The sequence below is a fragment of the Acidobacteriota bacterium genome (assembly GCA_028875725.1).
Classification (GTDB): domain Bacteria; phylum Acidobacteriota; class Thermoanaerobaculia; order Multivoradales; family Multivoraceae; genus Multivorans.
This window is the reverse complement of the sequence record JAPPCR010000006.1, coordinates 1,857,853-1,874,772: the sequence shown is the minus strand read 5'-3', so window position 1 is coordinate 1,874,772 and position 16,920 is coordinate 1,857,853. Positions and strand designations below refer to the sequence as shown.

The window sequence follows — 16,920 nt, the reverse complement described above, 5'->3', positions numbered from 1 at the left end:
GCCGTCGGCGCTGTCTGCCCGCAACCTCCGGCAACAGGGTTTACTCTTTCTGTACCTGTAGGATACGCCCGTTCGGCATACCGCTCGAGTGGGTCCGGTGGACTTTAGCCTCTACGACTTCGATCCTGCGATCTACGACGAGATGTTCGTCGCGGACGGGAAGCCGCGCGAGCATTGCCGGACAGTCGTCGAGGCGCTCAGGGAACTGCCCGACGACGACCTGAACACGATCCAGGAACGGGTGACGCGCTCGTTTTCCCAGGAGGGGATCACCTTCACCGTCTACGGCGACGAGGAGGCGGAGGAGCGGATCATCCCGATCGACTGCGTACCGCGCCTGCTCGCCCTGGCGGAATGGCGGGAACTCGAAGCCGGTCTGGTGCAGCGGATCCGGACCCTCAACCTGTTCCTCGCCGACGTCTACGGCGACTGTCGCATCGTCACGGACGGCGTGATTCCCGCCGACGTCATCCTCGGCTGCCCGCAGTACCGGCTGGCGATGCGCGGGGTCAGCGTGCAGGGTGACGTCTGGGTGACGATCTGCGGCACGGACATCGTGCGCACGCACGAGGGCTTCCTGGTGCTGGAGGACAACCTGCGCGTGCCCTCCGGCGTCTCCTACATGATCGCCAATCGCAAGGCGGTCAAGGCCGGCCTGCGCCGGCTCTACCGGCGTTCCCGGGTTCAGGACGTCGAACAGTACGGCAGCCTGCTGCGGCAGACCCTCTGCGAGCTGTCGCCCGGCGGCCGGCCGGATCCGTGCCTGGCGTTGCTCACTCCCGGCACCTACAACTCGGCGTTCTACGAGCACATGTTCCTGGCTCACGAGATCGGCGCCGAGCTGGTCGAAGGGCAGGACCTGCTGGTCAACGACGGGTTCGTCTACATGCGCACGACCTCCGGCCTCAGGCGGATCGACGTGATCTACCGCCGCGTGGACGACGACTTTCTCGATCCGCTGGTCTTCCGCGAGGACTCCCTACTGGGCGTTCCGGGCCTGATGAACGCGTTCAAGCGCGGCAACGTGGCTCTGGCCAACGCTCCGGGAACGGGCGTTGCCGACGACAAGAGCGTCTACGCCTACGTGCCCGACATGGTGCGCTACTACCTGGGCGAGGAGCCGCTCCTTCAGAACGTCGAGACCCGCCTCTGCCGGCGGCCCGAGGATCTGGAGTACACCCTGGACAACCTGGAGCGCCTGGTGGTCAAGCGGGTCGGCGAGTCGGGCGGCTACGGCATGCTGGTCGGTCCGCACTCGACGCCGGAGGAGCGGGACGACTACGCGAAGACGCTCCGGGCCGATCCCGCGGACTTCATCTCGCAGCCCACTCTGGCGCTGTCGCGGTCGCCGTGCCTGATCGACGGCCACGCGGAGCCGCGCCACGTCGACCTCCGGCCCTTCGTGCTGACCGGGAACGAGACCCGCATCGTGCCCGGGGCCTTCTGCCGGGTCGCCCTGCGAAGGGGCAGTCTGGTCGTGAACTCGAGTCAGGGCGGGGGCGGCAAGGACCTCTGGGTGGTCGACCTCTGATGCTCTCGCGCAGCGCCCAGGGGGTGTACTGGATGGCCCGCTACCTGGCGAGGGCCGGCTATCTGAGCCGCCTGCTGGAGTTGCAGGTGCAGTTCCTGGTCGACCGCTCGGTCGAGGAGATCCACTTCGGCTGGAAGCGGATCTACCGGTGCATGAAGCGGTTTCCGCCGCCGGGGGAGCAGTTCCTGCCGGAGACGGACGAGTTCGCCCTGGCGGACGCCTTTACGTTGGCGGACGACCTGACCTTCGAGCGTTCGAACCCGGACTCGGTGTGGGGCGCCATCGCCAGCGGGCGCGAGAACGCCCGTCAGATGCGCCACTGCATCAGCGGCGAGATGTGGACCTGCCTGAACTCCGCTTATCTGCGGATGCGGGATCTCGAGGTTGTCGATATCTGGAGAACGCCGGAGGTCTTCTACGCACGGACTCGCAGCGAGATCCACAACTTCGTCGGGGTCGCGGACGCGACGATGTACCGTGGCGCCGCCTGGCGCTTCATGCGTCTCGGCCGGGCCATCGAGCGGGCGCAGCTCGCGGTGTCCCTGCTGCAGGCCCAGATCGACCTCAGCCGGCGTACGGACAGGCGAACCCTGGGCTGGGCGAGCATGCTGCGCACCCATCATGCCCTGGAGGCTTACGGCCGCGTCTACGGTATCGACATGCAACCGGACCGCGTCCTGGACCTGCTGGTCGCCGATCCGTCGCTGCCCGGCTCCGTGCTCGCCACGGTGCAGGCCGCGGCGACGGAACTCGAGGGCCTCGGCGCCGGACCCGGCGTCGAAGCCGACGCCGCCGCCCGGCGGTTGGCCGGGCGGGCCGAGGCGCTCATCCTCTACGACTGGCCGGAGACGTCAGCGCCCGAAGAACTGCTCGAACAGGTCAACCAGTCCGCCCGCGATCTGCACGACGCCGTGCTCGGCGCCTTCGTCGACTACGCGATCCAGGACTCTCCGCTGCGGTGACGTCTACCCGCCGGCTCCGTTACGACGTCGAGCATCGGACGAGATACGCGTACTCGGACAGCGTCCGCGGCTGCGTTCTGTTGCTCTGCCTGCGGCCGGCCCGGACATCGGGCCAGAGGGTGCGGCGATTCGAGATCGAGACGATCCCGGCCGCCTCCCTCAGTCCGGAGCGGGACTGCTTCGGCAACCGCCGCCACGTTCTCAACGTCCATCGGCGGCACGAGGAACTCGTGATCACGTCCCGGTTCAGGGCGGATCTCGCCGCGACGTCGAGCGTGGAAGCGGTCGGCGGCTGGGAGGAGTTGCGGAGCCTGCGCCATATGCCGGAGTACTGGCACTTCCTCGAACCCAGCGCGCTCGCGCGGCCGTCCCCGGCGCTAGAGCGCTTCGTCCGCAGCGAGGGCTTCCGTCCGGAGGAACGTCCGATGGAGAGCCTGGTCCGCCTGGCCGACGGGATCCGCGAGCGCTTCGAGTACGAGCCGGGCAGCACGGCGGCCGATTCGCCCATCGAGCACCTGCTGGAATCGGGTCGGGGCGTGTGCCAGGACTATGCCCACCTGATGATCGCCATCGGCCGCTCCTGGGGCGTCCCCTCCCGCTACGTGTCGGGTTATCTCCACAACACGGGACGAGCCGGCGAACGCGTGACGGCGGGCGCCAGTCACGCTTGGGTAGAATGCTGGCTTCCGGGGGCCGGCTGGGTCGGCTTCGACCCAACGAACACGGCGTTCAGCGATCAGCGACACATCCGCGTGGCCGCGGGCAGGGACTATGCCGACGTTTCTCCAACAAGGGGGGTGTTCCAGGGCGCCGGGGATGCGAAAATCGCGGTTGATGTGATAGTGAATGCAGTTGACAGCGCACGACTTAGCGGAAGAAACGGCAACGGGAGGCAGAGAGTATGAACGTCCAGGTGGATCATCACGACAAGGTTCTTGTGGCCAAAGTCGAGGGGCGCGTCGACAGCTCGAACTCCCAGGACTTTGAACGCCAGTTGCAGGGGGCGATCGGCGAGGACGTCCAGGCGGTGGTCGTCGACCTCGGCCAGCTCGCGTACATCAGCAGCGCCGGCCTGAGGGTCGTCCTGCTGGTCGCCAAGACCCTCGGCCAGCGCAACGTGAGTATCTCCCTTTGCGCGTTGAGCGATCCCGTTCAGTCGGTGTTCGAGATCAGCGGCTTCAACCGCATCATCCAGATCTACGACACGCAGGCCGACGCCCTGGCGGCTGCGGGGTAGAGGACTCGGGCGCGGAAGGGGTAGCGGTCCAGGTGGGCGATCGGGACAATCCCGACTACAAGATCCTGGTCGTCGACGACGAGCCGGATCTGGAGCGGCTGGTTCGCCAGCGCATGCGTCGCCACATCCGCAGGGGCAAGTACGGCTTCGAGTTCGCCGGTAACGGCGTCGAGGCGCTCCAGGTCCTGACGGAGAAGAAGGACATCGACATCGTTCTCTCGGACATCAACATGCCGAAGATGGACGGCCTGACGCTCCTGCAGCAGATCCCGGAGGTGAACTCGGATCTCCGCTCGGTCATCGTCTCTGCCTACGGCGACATGGAGAACATCCGCACCGCCATGAACCGCGGCGCCTTCGACTTCGTCACCAAGCCGATCGACTTCACCGACCTCGAGGTCACGATCGAGCGGACGTTGCGACATCTCGACGAGTGGCGTGCCGCGCTCGCCTCGCGCGACAAGCTGGTGGCGATACAGAACGAGCTCGACGTGGCGACGAAGATCCAGCAGTCGATCCTGCCGGACAAGTTCCCCCATGTAGACGGGTGTGAGGTCTACGGTTGCATGCACGCGGCACGCAACGTCGGAGGGGACTTCTTCGACGTGATCAACCTCGACGCGGGACGGATCGGGCTTGCAGTAGCCGACGTGTCGGACAAGGGCGTGCCGGCGGCCCTGTTCATGATGTCGAGCCGCACCCTGCTCAAGGGGGCGGCGGTCGGCGTCGAGGATCCCGGGGCGGTCCTCCGGGAAGTGAACGACCTGCTGAACGAGACGAACGACGCGGCGATGTTCGTCACCGTGTTCTACGGCGTCTACGATCCGTCGACCAGGGTGCTCACTTTCTCCAACGGCGGCCACAACCCTCCGCTGGTGGTTCACCCCGACGGGAGTTCGGAGGAACTTGAACTGACGGGCGGCCTCGCCCTCGGGGCGATTCCCGGCTTCGAGTACGGGCAGGCCAGCGTCCGGTTGAGCCCGGGAGACCTCGTCGTCTTCTTCACGGACGGAGTCACCGAGGCGATCAACGTGGCGAACGAGGAATTCGGCCTTGAGTCGCTTCAGGGTCTGTTCGGCGACGGCCGGACTCCAACCGCCCGGGAAGCCGCGGAGATGATCCTGCAGGCCGTGCAGGACTTTGCCGGCGAAGCGCCGCAGTTCGACGATCTGACCTGCATGACCTTGCGCGTCGCCGACGAGTGAGCGCTAACCTCCACCTCCGTGTTCCGAACCGGATCGAAGAGCTTCCGGGTGTCTCGGAGGCCGTAGAGGCGCTCGGCCGGGAGGAGGGTTGGACGCAGGACGTGACCTACGCCATCGTTCTCGGTCTGGAGGAAGTGGCGACGAACGTGGTGCGTCACGGCGGCAGTCAGCCTGGCAGCAGCGAGATCGAGATCGAGGTCACCTCGAGCGATGACGAAGTCCGGGTGGAGGTTCGCGATAGCGGAAGGGCTTTCGACCCCTTCCACGAAGCGCCCGAGCCGGACCTCGACGCGGGAGTTCAGGACCGGCAGATCGGCGGTCTGGGGGTTCACTTCGTGAAGGTCCTCATGGACGAGACTTCGTACAGCCGCGAGGGCGGCCGCAACCACGTGACCATGGTCAAGCGCCGGAGTTGAACCGCGGCGCGGGACTGCCGATAGCGATGCGCGCACGTGCTGCTGGAACAGCTCTGACCGCGTCAGCCTGGGCCGCGGCGGTGTTGCTCGCTCCGGCCTTGTCGTCGGCTCAGCCGGCTGCGTCGCCGGGTGAGCCGGAAGGGACGCCGGGCGTTTCGGCCGAGCGCATCCTGTTCGGCCAGTCCGCCGCCTTCAGTGGTCCGGCGGCCGAACTGGGCAGAGGGATGCGGCTCGGTGTTCAGGCCGCGTTCAAGGAAGCCAACGACGCCGGCGGCGTGCACGGCCGGCGCCTGGAGTTGATCACGGTGGACGACGGCTACGAGCCGGAGGCCGCGATCACGAACACGCGCCGCCTGATCGAGGACGAGGGTGTGTTCGCGCTGGTCGGCGGCGTCGGTACGCCGACCTCCCGCTCCGCGGTGCCGGTGGCCGAAGAGGCGGGTGTGCCGTACATCGCTCCGTTCACGGGCGCGGGCTTTCTCCGCAGCGAACCGCATGTGATCAACCTCCGCGCCTCCTACGCCCAGGAGACGGAGGAGATGGTGGAGCGACTGACGAGGGATCTCGGTATCGAGCGGATCGCGGTCGTCATCCAGAACGACTCCTTCGGGCGCGCCGGCCTTGCGGGCGTTCGTGCCGCGTTCGCCAGACGGGGCATGGAGGCGGTCGCCATCGGCGTCTATCCGCGCAACACGACCGCCGTCAAGACGGCCATCGTCGACATTGAGGTGGGGCGGCCGGAGGCCGTCATCATCGTGGGCGCCTATCAGCCGGTCGCCAGCCTGATCGCCTGGACTCGTCACATTGGCCTCGACCCGGTGTTCATGACGCTGTCGTTCGTGGGCAGCAACGCACTGGCGGAAGAGCTGGGTCCACGCGGCGCCGGCGTCTACGTCACCCAGGTCGTGCCATTCCCGACCGCGCGCAACTCGAGAGTTGCGGCGGCCTACCGGCGGGCCCTGCGCGAGCACACCGCTGGCGCTGAGCCCGGCTTCGTCTCGTTCGAGGGTTACCTGGCCGGACGGCTGGTGATCGAAGCGCTTGAACGATGCGGGACGACCGTTGATCGGGATCGCTTCATTCAGACACTCCGCGGCGCGGGTTCCCTCGACCTGGATGGCTTCCGACTCGCATTCGGCGAGGAGGACAACCAGGGGTCGGATGCCGTGTTCCTGACCGTGATCGACGAGCAGGGCCGGTATCGGCCCGCGACGCGTCTTGAAGCCGTGGTGAGCCAATGATCTCGTGGTTCCGGCGACTGACCGAGGCCCGCTTCAGGATCGCCACGCAGCTCTACGTCGGCATCGGCGGCGCGGCTGCCTTGACGCTCGCGGCCAGTCTGGTGGCGCTGTTCGCCTTCGCTCAGGTGGGCGATTCGCAGAACCGGGTGACCCAGGGAACGGTGCCTGAGCTGGCGGCGGCTTTCGGCGTGGCGCAGGGCAGCGGTACACTGGTGGCTGCGGGACCCAGGCTGACCGCGACGGCGAACCAGGACGAACTGACTCGGGCTGAGGTGGAGGTGGCGCCGGCGCAACGTGCCTTCGAGGTCCAGCTTGAGGACCTGATGAGCCGGGGGATGGGGTCCGAGGGGTCACTTGGCGGCGACGCGGAGATCCTGAGCATCCAGGCTCGTGGCGAGGAGCTCATCGGGAACATAGCGGCGATCCAGGAGTCGGTCTCCGAGGGTTTCGAACTGAGTGCGGAGAGTGAGGCGCTGCGGTCTGAGCTGGAGTCGCTCCACAGCCGGATCGAGGCGCTTCTGGTGCCTGCTCTCGACAATCAACTCTTCTACGCGATGACCGGCTTCCGGTCGTTCGAGCTTGCCCCCGCGTCCCGTGAGGTCCACTTCTCGGAACCGGAGATTGACCGTTACCGGGTGCTGGTGGGCCTTCAGCAGGACGTAACGATCATCGATCAGCTCCTGAACAGTCTGGCGGTGCTGACCGACCGGCCACTGATCGAGCCGGTCGAGGAGCGGTACGAGTCGGCGGCGACGAGTATCGAGCGCGCTCTCAGTGCGATCGACGAAACCGCGACCTCGGATCGGTTGGAGGAGCTCTTCGGTGAGATGCTGGCGAAGAGCCGTTCGGCCTTCGACCTGAGACGGCAGGAAGTCGGCGCGCTCGACCGGCAACAGGCGCTGCTGGAGGAGAACCAGAATCTGGCGGTCGAACTCGGTGGCGACGTGGAGAGTCTGGTCGCAGCTTCCCGGGCCCGCACCGATGCGGCGACCATGGCCGCGTCCCAGGCGATTCGCACCGGACGCGCGTTGCTCCTGGCGCTCAACATCGTGAGCATTGCCGGAGCGATCTTCATCGGTTGGCTGTTCGTCGGACGGCTGCTCGTACGCCGGTTCGAGGCCCTCTCGAGCAGCATGAGGGAGATGGCGGGGGGCAATCTGGAAGCCGAGATCGGGATCGGCGGCAAGGACGAGGTCGCCGACATGGCGGCCGCTCTCGAGGTCTTCCGTCGTCACGCGCTGGAAGTGCAGCGGCTGAACCTGGTCGAGAAGCTGGCCGACGAGCTGAAGGAGAAGAACGAGGAGCTGGAGGTCGTGCTGGTCGACCTGCAGAAGGCCCAGGACCAGATCGTGATGCGCGAGAAGCTCGCGGCGCTGGGCGAGCTGACGGCCGGGGTCGCCCACGAGATCAAGAACCCTCTCAACTTTGTCAAGAACTTCTCCGAAGTGTCCTCGGAACTCCTCGAGGAGGTCGAGGAGATCATGAAGGAGAATGAGGACGGCAGCCTGGACGATGACCAGCGGGAGGAGATCGGGGAGATATTCGAGGACCTCAGCGGCAACTTGAAGCTGATCCAGAACCACGGCGAGCGCGCCAACCGGATCGTCACCGACATGCTGAAGATGGGCCGGGGCGCTGCCGGCCGTGAGGAGGCCGACATCAATCGCCTGGTCGACGAGCACATCGGGCTCGCCTACCACAGCGCCCGGGCTTCCGACTCGGACTTCAACCTCACGATCGAGAAGGACTTCGACCCGGACCTCGGCACCCTGGAGGTCGTCTCCCAGGACGTGGGCCGCGTGTTCCTCAACCTGGTCGGCAACGCCTGCTACGCCACGAACGAAAAGCGGCTCGCGACGGACGACGAGTCCTACGAGCCGACGCTCACGGTCACGACGCGGAAGATGGATGACGGCGTCGAGGTCCGTATCCGGGACAACGGCAACGGGATTCCGCGGGACATCGTGGACAAGATCTTCAACCCCTTCTTCACGACCAAGCCGACCGACGAGGGCACGGGCCTCGGTCTGGCGCTCTCGGCCGACATCGTGCGCGAGCACGGCGGCATGATCCGGGTCGATACGGTGCCGGGCGAGTTCACCGAGATGATCGTCGAGCTTGCGGCGGCGCCTCCCGATTTAGACGCCCTCGTTGCCGGCGTCGAGGGCCCGGAAGGGGCCGGCACCGGAGGCTAGGCGCGCGATGGACGCCGCCGCCCCCGCGGCAACCGCCGAATCGACGGAGCTGCCGCCGGTGTTCGCCATGCGCGGCGTGACCAAGGTCTACGTGATGGGCGAGGTCGAGGTCTATGCGCTACGCGGCGTCGACCTGGAGCTTCACGAAGGCGAGTTCACGGTCCTGCTCGGACCGTCGGGAAGCGGCAAATCGACCCTCCTGAACATCCTGGGCGGGCTCGATCGGCCGACCGCTGGCCGGGTCACCTACCGTGCCGGGGATCTGAGCGAGGCCGGGGAACGGGCCCTGACCCGCTACCGGCGCCGCCACGTCGGTTTCGTGTTCCAGTTCTACAACCTGATTCCCTCGCTGACCGCGCGCGAGAACGTCGCTCTCGTGACCGAGATCGCCGGCGATCCGATCGCACCGGAGGAGGCCCTGGCGCTGGTCGGCCTCAAGTACCGCCTCGACCACTTCCCGTCGCAGATGTCGGGCGGCGAACAGCAGCGCGTCGCGATCGCCCGGGCCATCGCCAAGCGTCCGGACGTGCTGCTCTGCGACGAACCGACGGGAGCTCTCGACATCAGCACCGGCATCGCGGTCCTGGGGGCGCTCGAGAGGGTGAACTCCGAACTGGGCACGACGACCGCGGTGATCACCCACAACGCGGCGATCTCCGCGATGGCGGATCGAGTAATCTCGCTTGCAGACGGCCTGATCACGAGCGACGTCCGCAACGCGACCAAGCAACCGGCTGCCACGATCGAGTGGTAGGACGATGAGAGCACTCGACCGCAAATTGCTGCGCGACCTTTGGAACGTGCGGTCCCAGGTGCTGGCGATCGCCCTGGTCGTCTCGTCGGGTATCGCGTTGCTGGTCATGGCCCAGGGGGTGTTCGGCTCGCTCCTGACGACCCGCGACGCCTACTACACCCGCTACGCCTTCGCCGACGTGTTCGCCGGCGCCAAGCGCGTCCCCAACTGGGTCGAAGAGCGTATCGCGGCGATCCCGGGAGTCAAGCAGGTCCAGACTCGGGTGGTCGTGAGCGTCTCGCTGGACGTGGCCGGAGTCTCCGATCCGATCAACGGACGCCTGATCTCCCTGCCGGATCGCGGCCGGCCGGCGCTCAACGACGTCGCTCTGCGCCGCGGGCGATTCCTGGACCCGGACCGGGCGGAGGAGGCCCTGGTTGGCGAGCGTTTCGCCGAGGCCCACGGCCTCGATCTGGGTGATCGCCTGTTCGCGGTCATCAACGGTCGTCGCCAGCCGCTGGAAATCGTCGGTGTCGCGCTCAGCCCGGAGTACGTCTACGGCATCGGCCCGGGAGAACTGGTCCCGGATCCGGAGCACTTCGGCTTTCTCTGGATGTCCCGGCGGCACCTGGCCACCGCGTTCGAGATGGAGGGCGGGTTCAACGACGTCGCCCTGACGCTGGCTGACCGCTCGCCCAGCCTCGAACGCGCCGCGATCGTCGAACTGGACGCGATTCTCGATCCGTACGGCGGTCTGGGCGCGATTTCGCGTGCGGATCAGACGTCCAACTGGTACCTCCAGAACGAGTTGTCCCAGCTTGAGAACATGGGACTCCTCATACCTCTGATCTTCCTGGCCGTGGCCACGTTCCTGCTCAACGTGGTTCTGCGGCGCACGGTCGCGGTGCAGCGCGAGCAGATCGCGGCGCTCAAGGCTCTCGGTTACTCGAACCTCCGGCTCGGCGTCCACTACGTGCAGTGGGCCGTCGTCGTGGTGGCCCTCGGCGCCCTGCTCGGGATCGTCGCCGGCCTGTTCCTGGCCAGGGGGATGCTCGGCATCTACATGGAGTACTTCCGCTTTCCGCTCCTGATCTACAACGTGTCGGCGTCGAGCATTCTGATCGCCGTCGGAGTGAGCCTTGCCGCGGCGGCAGTAGGGGCGTTGGGCGCCGTGCGCAGCGTCGTGTCGCTGCCGCCCGCCGAAGCGATGCGCCCGGCGGCGCCCGAGACTTTCCGGGTGTCCCTATTCGAACGGTTGGGCGCCCGGCGATGGTTGTCGCAACCGGCGCGGATGGTGCTCCGCAACCTGTCGCGGCGCCCGGTACGCGCCGGCCTGTCGATCGTCGGCATCGCCTTCGCCGGCGCGATCATGGTCGTGGGTTGGTCGATGATCGACTCGATGGACGAACTTCTCGAAGTGCAGTTCAACATCGTCCAGCGCCAGGACCTGTCGGTGAGCTTCTTCGAACCGGTCGAACGGAGGGCGGTGCACGAACTCGCGGCTCTCTCCGGGGTGCTGCAGGTGGAGCCGACGAACGGCGTTGCGGCGCGATTGCGCAACGGCCACCTGCAGAAGCAGACCGCGATCCAGGCGCTGGCGCCCGACGCCAGGTTGCGGCGCGTGGTCGATCTCGACTACCGCGCCATCCGGCTCGACCGGCCGGGTCTCGTCCTGTCCACGTTGCTGGCGGAGCAACTGCGGGTCGAGCCGGGGGACACGCTGGTGGTCGAGATCATGGAGGACTCCAGGCCGGTGCGCGAGGTCGTGCTGACCGACACCGTCGACGACCTGCTCGGCGTGACGGCGTACATGGAGCAGGAGTCGCTCCGTCGGCTGGTGCGGCGCGACGACACGATCACCGGGGCGATGCTCAAGATCGACACGCTGGCCGAGGAACGGCTGTACGGTCTGCTGAAGGCGATGCCGGCGGTGGCGGGGGCGACGCTGCGCAGTGCCGCGCTCCAGAGCATCCGGACCTACATGCTCGACAACATGGCCATGATGATGAACGTCAACCTGCTCTTCGCGGTGATCATCGCCTTCGGGGTGATCTACAACACGGCCCGGATCTCGCTGTCCGAGACCAGCCGCGAACTCGCCAGCCTGCGTGTGATCGGCTTCACTCGCGGCGAGATCTCCTCGATCTTGCTGGGCGAACTCGGGATTCTCACTCTGGCCTCGATTCCGCTTGGTCTGCTCCTCGGCTTCGCCATGATCACCGGCGTGATGAGCGTCTTCGAGAGCGAGCTGTTTCGGCTGCCGGTGGTGGTCGAGCCGAGCACGTTCCTGGTTTCCGCCGCGACCGTTCTCGGGTCGATGGCCATCTCGGCCTGGACGGTGCGGCGTAAGCTCCATGACCTCGATCTCGTCGCGGTACTCAAGACCCGCGAGTAGGAAGAAGGAACCGATGAAGACGCGGCGGTGGGTGTTGTGGGGCGTGGGGCTGGTCGTGGTCGTGGCCGCCGTGGTTCTCGGCACCCGTCCGCAACCGGTACCGGCGGAAGTGGCCGAGGTGACGCGAGGGCCTCTCGAGGTGACCGTCGATGACGAAGGCGAGACGAGGGTCCGTGATCGCTTCGTCATTTCCGCGCCGCTCGCCGGCCGCGTGCTGCGGATCGAACTCGAGCCCGGCGACGCCGTGCTGGCGGGCGAGACGGTGCTCGCGGTCTTCCTGCCCTCGGCCCCGGTGCTCCTCGACGCCCGTAGCCGAGCCGAGGCGGAGGCGGTGGTGCAGACCGCGACCGCCGCGCTCGGTCAGGCCGAGGCGCACTACGAGCGCGCGGCGGCTGAACTCGTCTACTCGCGCTCGGAGGCGGGGCGCTACCTGCGGCTCAGCCAGGAGGGAATCGTTTCGGTCGAGACGATGGAAAGCGCCCAGCTCGACCTCGACACCCGGCAGGAAGCGCTGGAAGCGGCGGAGTACGCGGTGCGCACGGCCCGCAGCGAGTTGCAGGCGGCGCGGGTCCGTCTGCTGCAGTTCAGCGCCGAGAGCGCGGACGACCTGAATGGGGCGACGATCCGGATCGTGTCGCCCGTTTCGGGCGTCGTGCTCCGTCGCGTGCGCGAAAGCGAGTCCATCGTGCCGGCCGGCGAAGCCTTGCTCGAAGTCGGCGATCCGGCGCAGATCGAGGTAGTCACGGACTATCTGTCGAAGGACGCCGTCCGGATGCGGTCGGGCCAGCGCGTGCTGATCGACCGCTGGGGCGGCGACCGCCCGTTGCTGGGCAGGTTGCGGCGGGTGGAACCCTCGGGCTTCACGAAGATCTCGGCGCTCGGCGTCGAAGAGCAGCGGGTCAACGTGGTCATCGACATTGTCGATCCGCCGGGCGACTGGGCGGGCCTGGGCGACGGATTCCGCGTCGAGACGCGGGTCGTCGTGTGGGAGAGCGACGACGAAGTGAAGGCGCCGACGGGTGCGCTCTTCCGGCGCGACGAGAACTGGGCGGTGTTCGCGGTCGAAGGAGGCCGCGCGGCCCTTCGGGAGATCGAAGTGGGTGAGCGGAACGCGCAGGAAGCTCAGGTTCTCGGCGGCCTCGAACCGGGCGAGCAGGTCGTCGTCTACCCGAGCGACAGTCTGAACGACGGTTCGCCGGTCGCGGCCGAACTCTGAGCGCCGCGGCGGTTCACGAGGAAAGGGGGCCGATGACTCCCTCCGCGAACTCGTGGAGCATCGCCAGCTCCTCGTCCTGCTCGAACCAGCCGACGTGGTGCCACAGGAAGAACTCGTCGATGCCGAAGGTCTCGTTCAGCCGCCCCACGTGGTCGAGCACCTGCTGGCGCGACCCCATCCACATCCGGCCCATCGGTACGTGGTAGGGAGGGGCGTTGTAGGCGAAGTTGAACAGCCACTCGAAGCCCTCGTAGAGCTTCTTCGTCTCGGCGGGATCTCGTCCCATGATCAGGTGTCCGCCCAGCGCGAGCATGTCGTTGGGGCCGATGATCCGTCCGTGCTGGAGGGCTTCCTCGAGGCAGACGTCCAGGGTCAGGGGGATGAACTCCTCCTTCGATTCGTTGAACATGCCCATCATCTTGCCGCCCTCGCGGGCCCAGAACTTCGCGGTCCCCATGCTGTAGCTGAACGGTGCGTAGACCGGCGGGTGGGGGTTCTGCAGCGGACGGGGAACGATCCCGATTTCCTTCAGCGTGCCGTCACTGGTGACCGAACCGGGCGACCATTCGCTCGTGGGCGCGAAGGCCCAGTCCATCGCCGGCGGCGCCTGCCAGAACTCGCCCGAGATGCTCACCACCTCCTGGGTCCAGAGCGCCTTCACGAGTCGCCAGTTCTCCTCGAACGCGCGGCGGTTGCGCTGGTCCACCTCGGACTTGTCGGAGTGCGTCGCCGTGACCCCGATGTGCTGGCCGAAGGTGCCCGTCCAGCGGGGAGTGTTGCCCCGGGTGAAGCCTGCGAACATGCGGCCGCCGGTGAAGTGGTCGAGCATCGCCAGGTTCTCCGCCAGCTGAATCGGGTTGACGGCGGTGAGATTCATGCCGAGCTGGCCGACGCGCATCCGCTCCGTGTGCTGGGCGACGAAGTAGTCCCAGAACAGCGGATTCGTCGTCGTCTCGATCCCTTCCACCTGCAGGTGCTGCTCGGTCATGCAGAAGCCCGTGTAGCCGACGGACTCGGCGAAGGTCATCTGAGTCCTGAGATTCGCCATCAGCGCCTGGAACCGGTTCGGGTCCGATCCCGCGCGGCCCACCTGTTCGCCCAGGCGCCGCATGTAGGGGATGGCGAGGATGACGAACTCCATCAGGCGCCGCTCCCGCCGGAGTCGCCGTTCAGGTAGTCGAGCACGCTCTGCTGGAAGTGCATGATGGGCGATTCGGCCCCGAAGCCGGCGGCCAGCCGCCCGACCTTGAACTTCGGGGAGCGGAGGTTGCGCTGGATCATCTCGCAGATCCACATGTCCTCGAGCTGGAAGTTGCCCGACTCCATCGGGTGTCCCTCCTGGTTGGCCAGGCTGATCAGCGTGGGCGCCTCGCCCGCTTCGTCGCGTGAGGCGGATCCGTAGGTCGTCCAGCTCTGCGTCCACATGGTCGTGAGGTCCGGGGTCTTCGGTTCCAGCAACGAGACATGGAAGCCCCAGGGGCTCGGCGACAGGATGGTCAGCGGGAAGAGCATGACCACGCCCGGATAGAAGCTCTCCTCGTGGCCCGGGAGGCGGGTGGCGCCGGCGGCGTCCGCCATCTCCGCCGACAGCACGGTGGTTGACTGCGGATCGCCTTCCCGTTCGATCGAGTACCAGACCGTGTGGCGGCCCACTGGATGCCAGATGTTCCGGTCCGGGTAGGCGGCGCCCAGGGTCTTGTTGTGCAGGTAGCCGAGGTGGTAGCCGTCGATCGCGTTCTCGTAGAAGACCTTCCAGTTGCAGTGCATCTCGTAGCGCACGTCGCCGGCGTAGCTCAACGTGCCGTCGCCCAGGTCATGCGGCCAGGCGTGCTCGTCGAGCCCCGCGATCCACTGGTCGAAGGGCTCGGGCGGATCCGGATCCGGATTCACGTAGACCATGCCGCGGTGGGCGCCGACCGCGGCTCGATGGAGCGAGAAGCTCTCGCGGGGGACGGCGCCGAAGCACTCCTCTTCGTTGGGCACGCCGTGCAGGGCGCCGTTCGTCTCGTAGGTCCAGCGGTGGTACGGGCAGCGGATCGTGCCGCCCAGGTTGCCGCTGCCTTCGAGGATCTCGCAGCCGCGGTGGCGGCATACGTTGTGAAAGGCCTGGAGCTCACCGGCCTCGTCCCGGAGCACGAACAGGGAGTGGTTCATCACGCGGCAGGCGCGGAAGTCACCCGGTTCCTTCAGGTCCTCCTCGGTGGCGGCCCAGACCCAGGAGCGGTCGAACAGGCCGTCGACTTCGCGGTCCAGCCATTCCGCGTCGAAGTAGGCCTCGGGCGGCAGGAGCTGGCGGGGATTGTCGAATGGTTGGGTCATGTCGGGTCTCCTCTTGACGTTCCGGGACGATAACGGCTGCGTCACGTGCCTCCGTTCGCGGCAAGGGCGGCCAGGTTCTCCTCGTGCCGACGCCGGCTAAGGCGGTAGTAGCGGAGCGCGTAGACCGCGGTCAGATAGAGCGCCGCCAGGACTGGGCCATAGAGCCACCCCAGACGGTCGATCGTCGCCTGGTCGATCGTTGACGTGTCAGGTTCGGTGGGGAAGTCGATGGCACTGAGGAGAAGACCGCCGATCCACACACCCATGCCGGTAGCTACCTTGCCGGTGAAGGACAGGACGGAAGTCACCAGGCCCTCCTCGCGCCTGCCGGTCGAGACCGCGCGGGCGTCGACGATGTCCGCCACCATCGAGGCGCTGATCGCGCTACCCATCACGATCAGCGTGATCTGGAACACACCGATCACCGTCATCAGTGGAAAGAGCGCCGCGTGGCCGACCGGGGGAAAGGCCCCGAGCAGGGCGAGGATCACCGGACCGCTGCCGGCCAGCATCGAGAGAATGGAGACCCGGATCAGCACGCCCTTCTTGTCGCGGCCACGGCTCAACGGCGGCAGGACCGCGAACGCGATGAGCGGCGAAACGAGTTGGGCGGCCAGGATGGCGCTGGTCTGATTGCTTGCGAAGCCCCAGAACCATGGCTGCATGTACGCCCACATCGCGGTCGCGGTTCCGCTGGCGGCCGCCGTGAACGCGGTGGAGGCAACGATTGCGACCAGACTCCGGTCGCGGAGGGTCGCTATCGTCTCGCCGAGCGCCTGCGTGATGGAAAGGGCGCCCGGCGACGGAGTCGTGAGCTTCGGGATGTGCCGGCGAGTCGCCAGGGCTGCCGCGGTCAGGCAGGCCAGCACGCCGATCGCCGTCGCGAGGCCCGCCTGTTCGTAGCCGGCCCGGCGCAGAATCCCGGCACCGTCGGGGTACTCCGGCGAATCGGCCAGCCACCAGAGGTACATGGCCACGGCCATCGCCGTGCCGAAGAGCCAGCCAGCGGCGTACGAGTAGTTCATGAGCCCCGTGCGGTCGTCGTAGTCGGGAGCGATCTCCGGCAGCAGGGCGTTGAAGGGGACGGTGTGCATCGTCATCGCCATACGCAGCCCGATGGTGAAGCCCGCGAGCCACAGGAAGGTCGCGGGCTGCGACAGGTCCGGCGGCGTCCACAGGCAGTAGTAGCAGAGCGCGGCCGGAACGACCGAGGCATAGAGGAACGGGTGGCGTCGTCCCAGCCGACTCCGCAGGCGATCCGACCAGCGGCCGACCAGCGGATCGGAGACGGCGTCGAAGGCGAGCGCCAGGAGCAGCGCGGAGCCGGCCAGCGCCGGTTCCAGGCCGATGACCTGGCTGTAGTAGATGAGGAGGAAGTAGGAGACGCCGTTGGTGACCAGGCCGGCCCCCGTTCCGGATGCGCTGAACGCGAGGCGGTCCAACGGCCGCTCCTCAGGCGGCGGGTGAGTA

At 67.2% G+C, this 16,920-nt stretch carries 14 protein-coding genes; 11 read left to right on the top strand and 3 right to left on the bottom strand.

Annotation, left to right across the window (positions count from 1 at the left end; all coding sequences use genetic code 11):
* Window positions 1-97 precede the first annotated feature (97 nt).
* From OXI49_09555 to OXI49_09505, 11 genes are all read left to right on the top strand, one after another.
* On the top strand, window positions 98-1,531 hold the full coding sequence (locus OXI49_09555) for a circularly permuted type 2 ATP-grasp protein (protein ID MDE2690745.1): 1,434 nt from the start codon (window positions 98-100) through the stop codon (window positions 1,529-1,531).
* The gene (locus tag OXI49_09550) at window positions 1,531-2,493 is read left to right on the top strand and encodes an alpha-E domain-containing protein (protein ID MDE2690744.1); all 963 of its coding nucleotides are present in this window, start codon (window positions 1,531-1,533) and stop codon (window positions 2,491-2,493) included. Before OXI49_09555 ends, OXI49_09550 begins: the two co-directional genes overlap by 1 nt.
* Window positions 2,490-3,398, top strand: coding sequence for a transglutaminase family protein (locus OXI49_09545; protein MDE2690743.1), 909 nt, complete (start codon window positions 2,490-2,492; stop codon window positions 3,396-3,398). Before OXI49_09550 ends, OXI49_09545 begins: the two co-directional genes overlap by 4 nt.
* Window positions 3,395-3,730: an STAS domain-containing protein gene (locus OXI49_09540; protein ID MDE2690742.1), complete on the top strand. Its 336-nt coding sequence runs from the start codon at window positions 3,395-3,397 to the stop codon at window positions 3,728-3,730. The genes OXI49_09545 and OXI49_09540 overlap by 4 nt, the downstream gene beginning before the upstream one ends.
* Before the next feature lie 32 nt (window positions 3,731-3,762).
* On the top strand, window positions 3,763-4,935 hold the full coding sequence (locus OXI49_09535; GenBank protein ID MDE2690741.1) for a SpoIIE family protein phosphatase: 1,173 nt from the start codon (window positions 3,763-3,765) through the stop codon (window positions 4,933-4,935).
* Window positions 4,932-5,351 carry an ATP-binding protein gene (locus OXI49_09530; GenBank protein ID MDE2690740.1) on the top strand — a complete coding sequence of 140 codons (420 nt, stop codon included), beginning with the start codon at window positions 4,932-4,934 and terminating at the stop codon, window positions 5,349-5,351. Before OXI49_09535 ends, OXI49_09530 begins: the two co-directional genes overlap by 4 nt.
* A gap of 80 nt (window positions 5,352-5,431) precedes the next feature.
* Window positions 5,432-6,592, top strand: coding sequence for an ABC transporter substrate-binding protein (locus OXI49_09525; GenBank protein ID MDE2690739.1), 1,161 nt, complete (start codon window positions 5,432-5,434; stop codon window positions 6,590-6,592).
* Entirely contained in the window at window positions 6,589-8,787 is a 2,199-nt protein-coding gene (locus tag OXI49_09520) for an ATP-binding protein (GenBank protein MDE2690738.1), read from the top strand. Before OXI49_09525 ends, OXI49_09520 begins: the two co-directional genes overlap by 4 nt.
* A 67-nt stretch (window positions 8,788-8,854) precedes the next feature.
* A complete protein-coding gene (locus OXI49_09515) occupies window positions 8,855-9,541 on the top strand; it encodes an ABC transporter ATP-binding protein (GenBank protein MDE2690737.1) in 687 nt (228 codons plus the stop codon).
* 4 nt (window positions 9,542-9,545) lie between these two features.
* A complete protein-coding gene (locus OXI49_09510) occupies window positions 9,546-11,915 on the top strand; it encodes an ABC transporter permease (GenBank protein ID MDE2690736.1) in 2,370 nt (789 codons plus the stop codon).
* Window positions 11,916-11,928: 13 nt separating this feature from the next.
* A complete protein-coding gene (locus tag OXI49_09505) occupies window positions 11,929-13,131 on the top strand; it encodes an HlyD family efflux transporter periplasmic adaptor subunit (GenBank protein ID MDE2690735.1) in 1,203 nt (400 codons plus the stop codon).
* Window positions 13,132-13,144: 13 nt separating this feature from the next.
* Here the strand turns inward: OXI49_09505 and OXI49_09500 are convergent, their stop codons facing one another.
* From OXI49_09500 to OXI49_09490, 3 genes are read right to left on the bottom strand one after another with little or no spacing between them, the layout of a single operon-like run.
* Window positions 13,145-14,272, bottom strand: a complete 1,128-nt coding sequence (locus tag OXI49_09500; GenBank protein ID MDE2690734.1) for an LLM class flavin-dependent oxidoreductase — start codon at window positions 14,270-14,272, stop codon at window positions 13,145-13,147.
* Entirely contained in the window at window positions 14,272-15,450 is a 1,179-nt protein-coding gene (locus OXI49_09495) for a Rieske 2Fe-2S domain-containing protein (protein MDE2690733.1), read from the bottom strand. Before OXI49_09495 ends, OXI49_09500 begins: the two co-directional genes overlap by 1 nt.
* 41 nt (window positions 15,451-15,491) lie before the next feature.
* The gene (locus OXI49_09490) at window positions 15,492-16,892 is read right to left on the bottom strand and encodes an MFS transporter (GenBank protein ID MDE2690732.1); all 1,401 of its coding nucleotides are present in this window, start codon (window positions 16,890-16,892) and stop codon (window positions 15,492-15,494) included.
* Window positions 16,893-16,920 lie beyond the last annotated feature (28 nt).

What these genes read in the sequence shown, in the direction of transcription:
- OXI49_09495 (MDE2690733.1), bottom strand. Translation starts at nt 15,450, where the DNA reads ATGACCCAACCATTCGACAATCCCCGCCAGCTCCTGCCGCCCGAGGCC.
- OXI49_09505 (MDE2690735.1), top strand. Translation starts at nt 11,929, where the DNA reads ATGAAGACGCGGCGGTGGGTGTTGTGGGGCGTGGGGCTGGTCGTGGTC.
- OXI49_09500 (MDE2690734.1), bottom strand. Translation starts at nt 14,272, where the DNA reads ATGGAGTTCGTCATCCTCGCCATCCCCTACATGCGGCGCCTGGGCGAA.
- OXI49_09540 (MDE2690742.1), top strand. Translation starts at nt 3,395, where the DNA reads ATGAACGTCCAGGTGGATCATCACGACAAGGTTCTTGTGGCCAAAGTC.
- OXI49_09510 (MDE2690736.1), top strand. Translation starts at nt 9,546, where the DNA reads ATGAGAGCACTCGACCGCAAATTGCTGCGCGACCTTTGGAACGTGCGG.
- OXI49_09520 (MDE2690738.1), top strand. Translation starts at nt 6,589, where the DNA reads ATGATCTCGTGGTTCCGGCGACTGACCGAGGCCCGCTTCAGGATCGCC.
- OXI49_09515 (MDE2690737.1), top strand. Translation starts at nt 8,855, where the DNA reads ATGCGCGGCGTGACCAAGGTCTACGTGATGGGCGAGGTCGAGGTCTAT.
- OXI49_09550 (MDE2690744.1), top strand. Translation starts at nt 1,531, where the DNA reads ATGCTCTCGCGCAGCGCCCAGGGGGTGTACTGGATGGCCCGCTACCTG.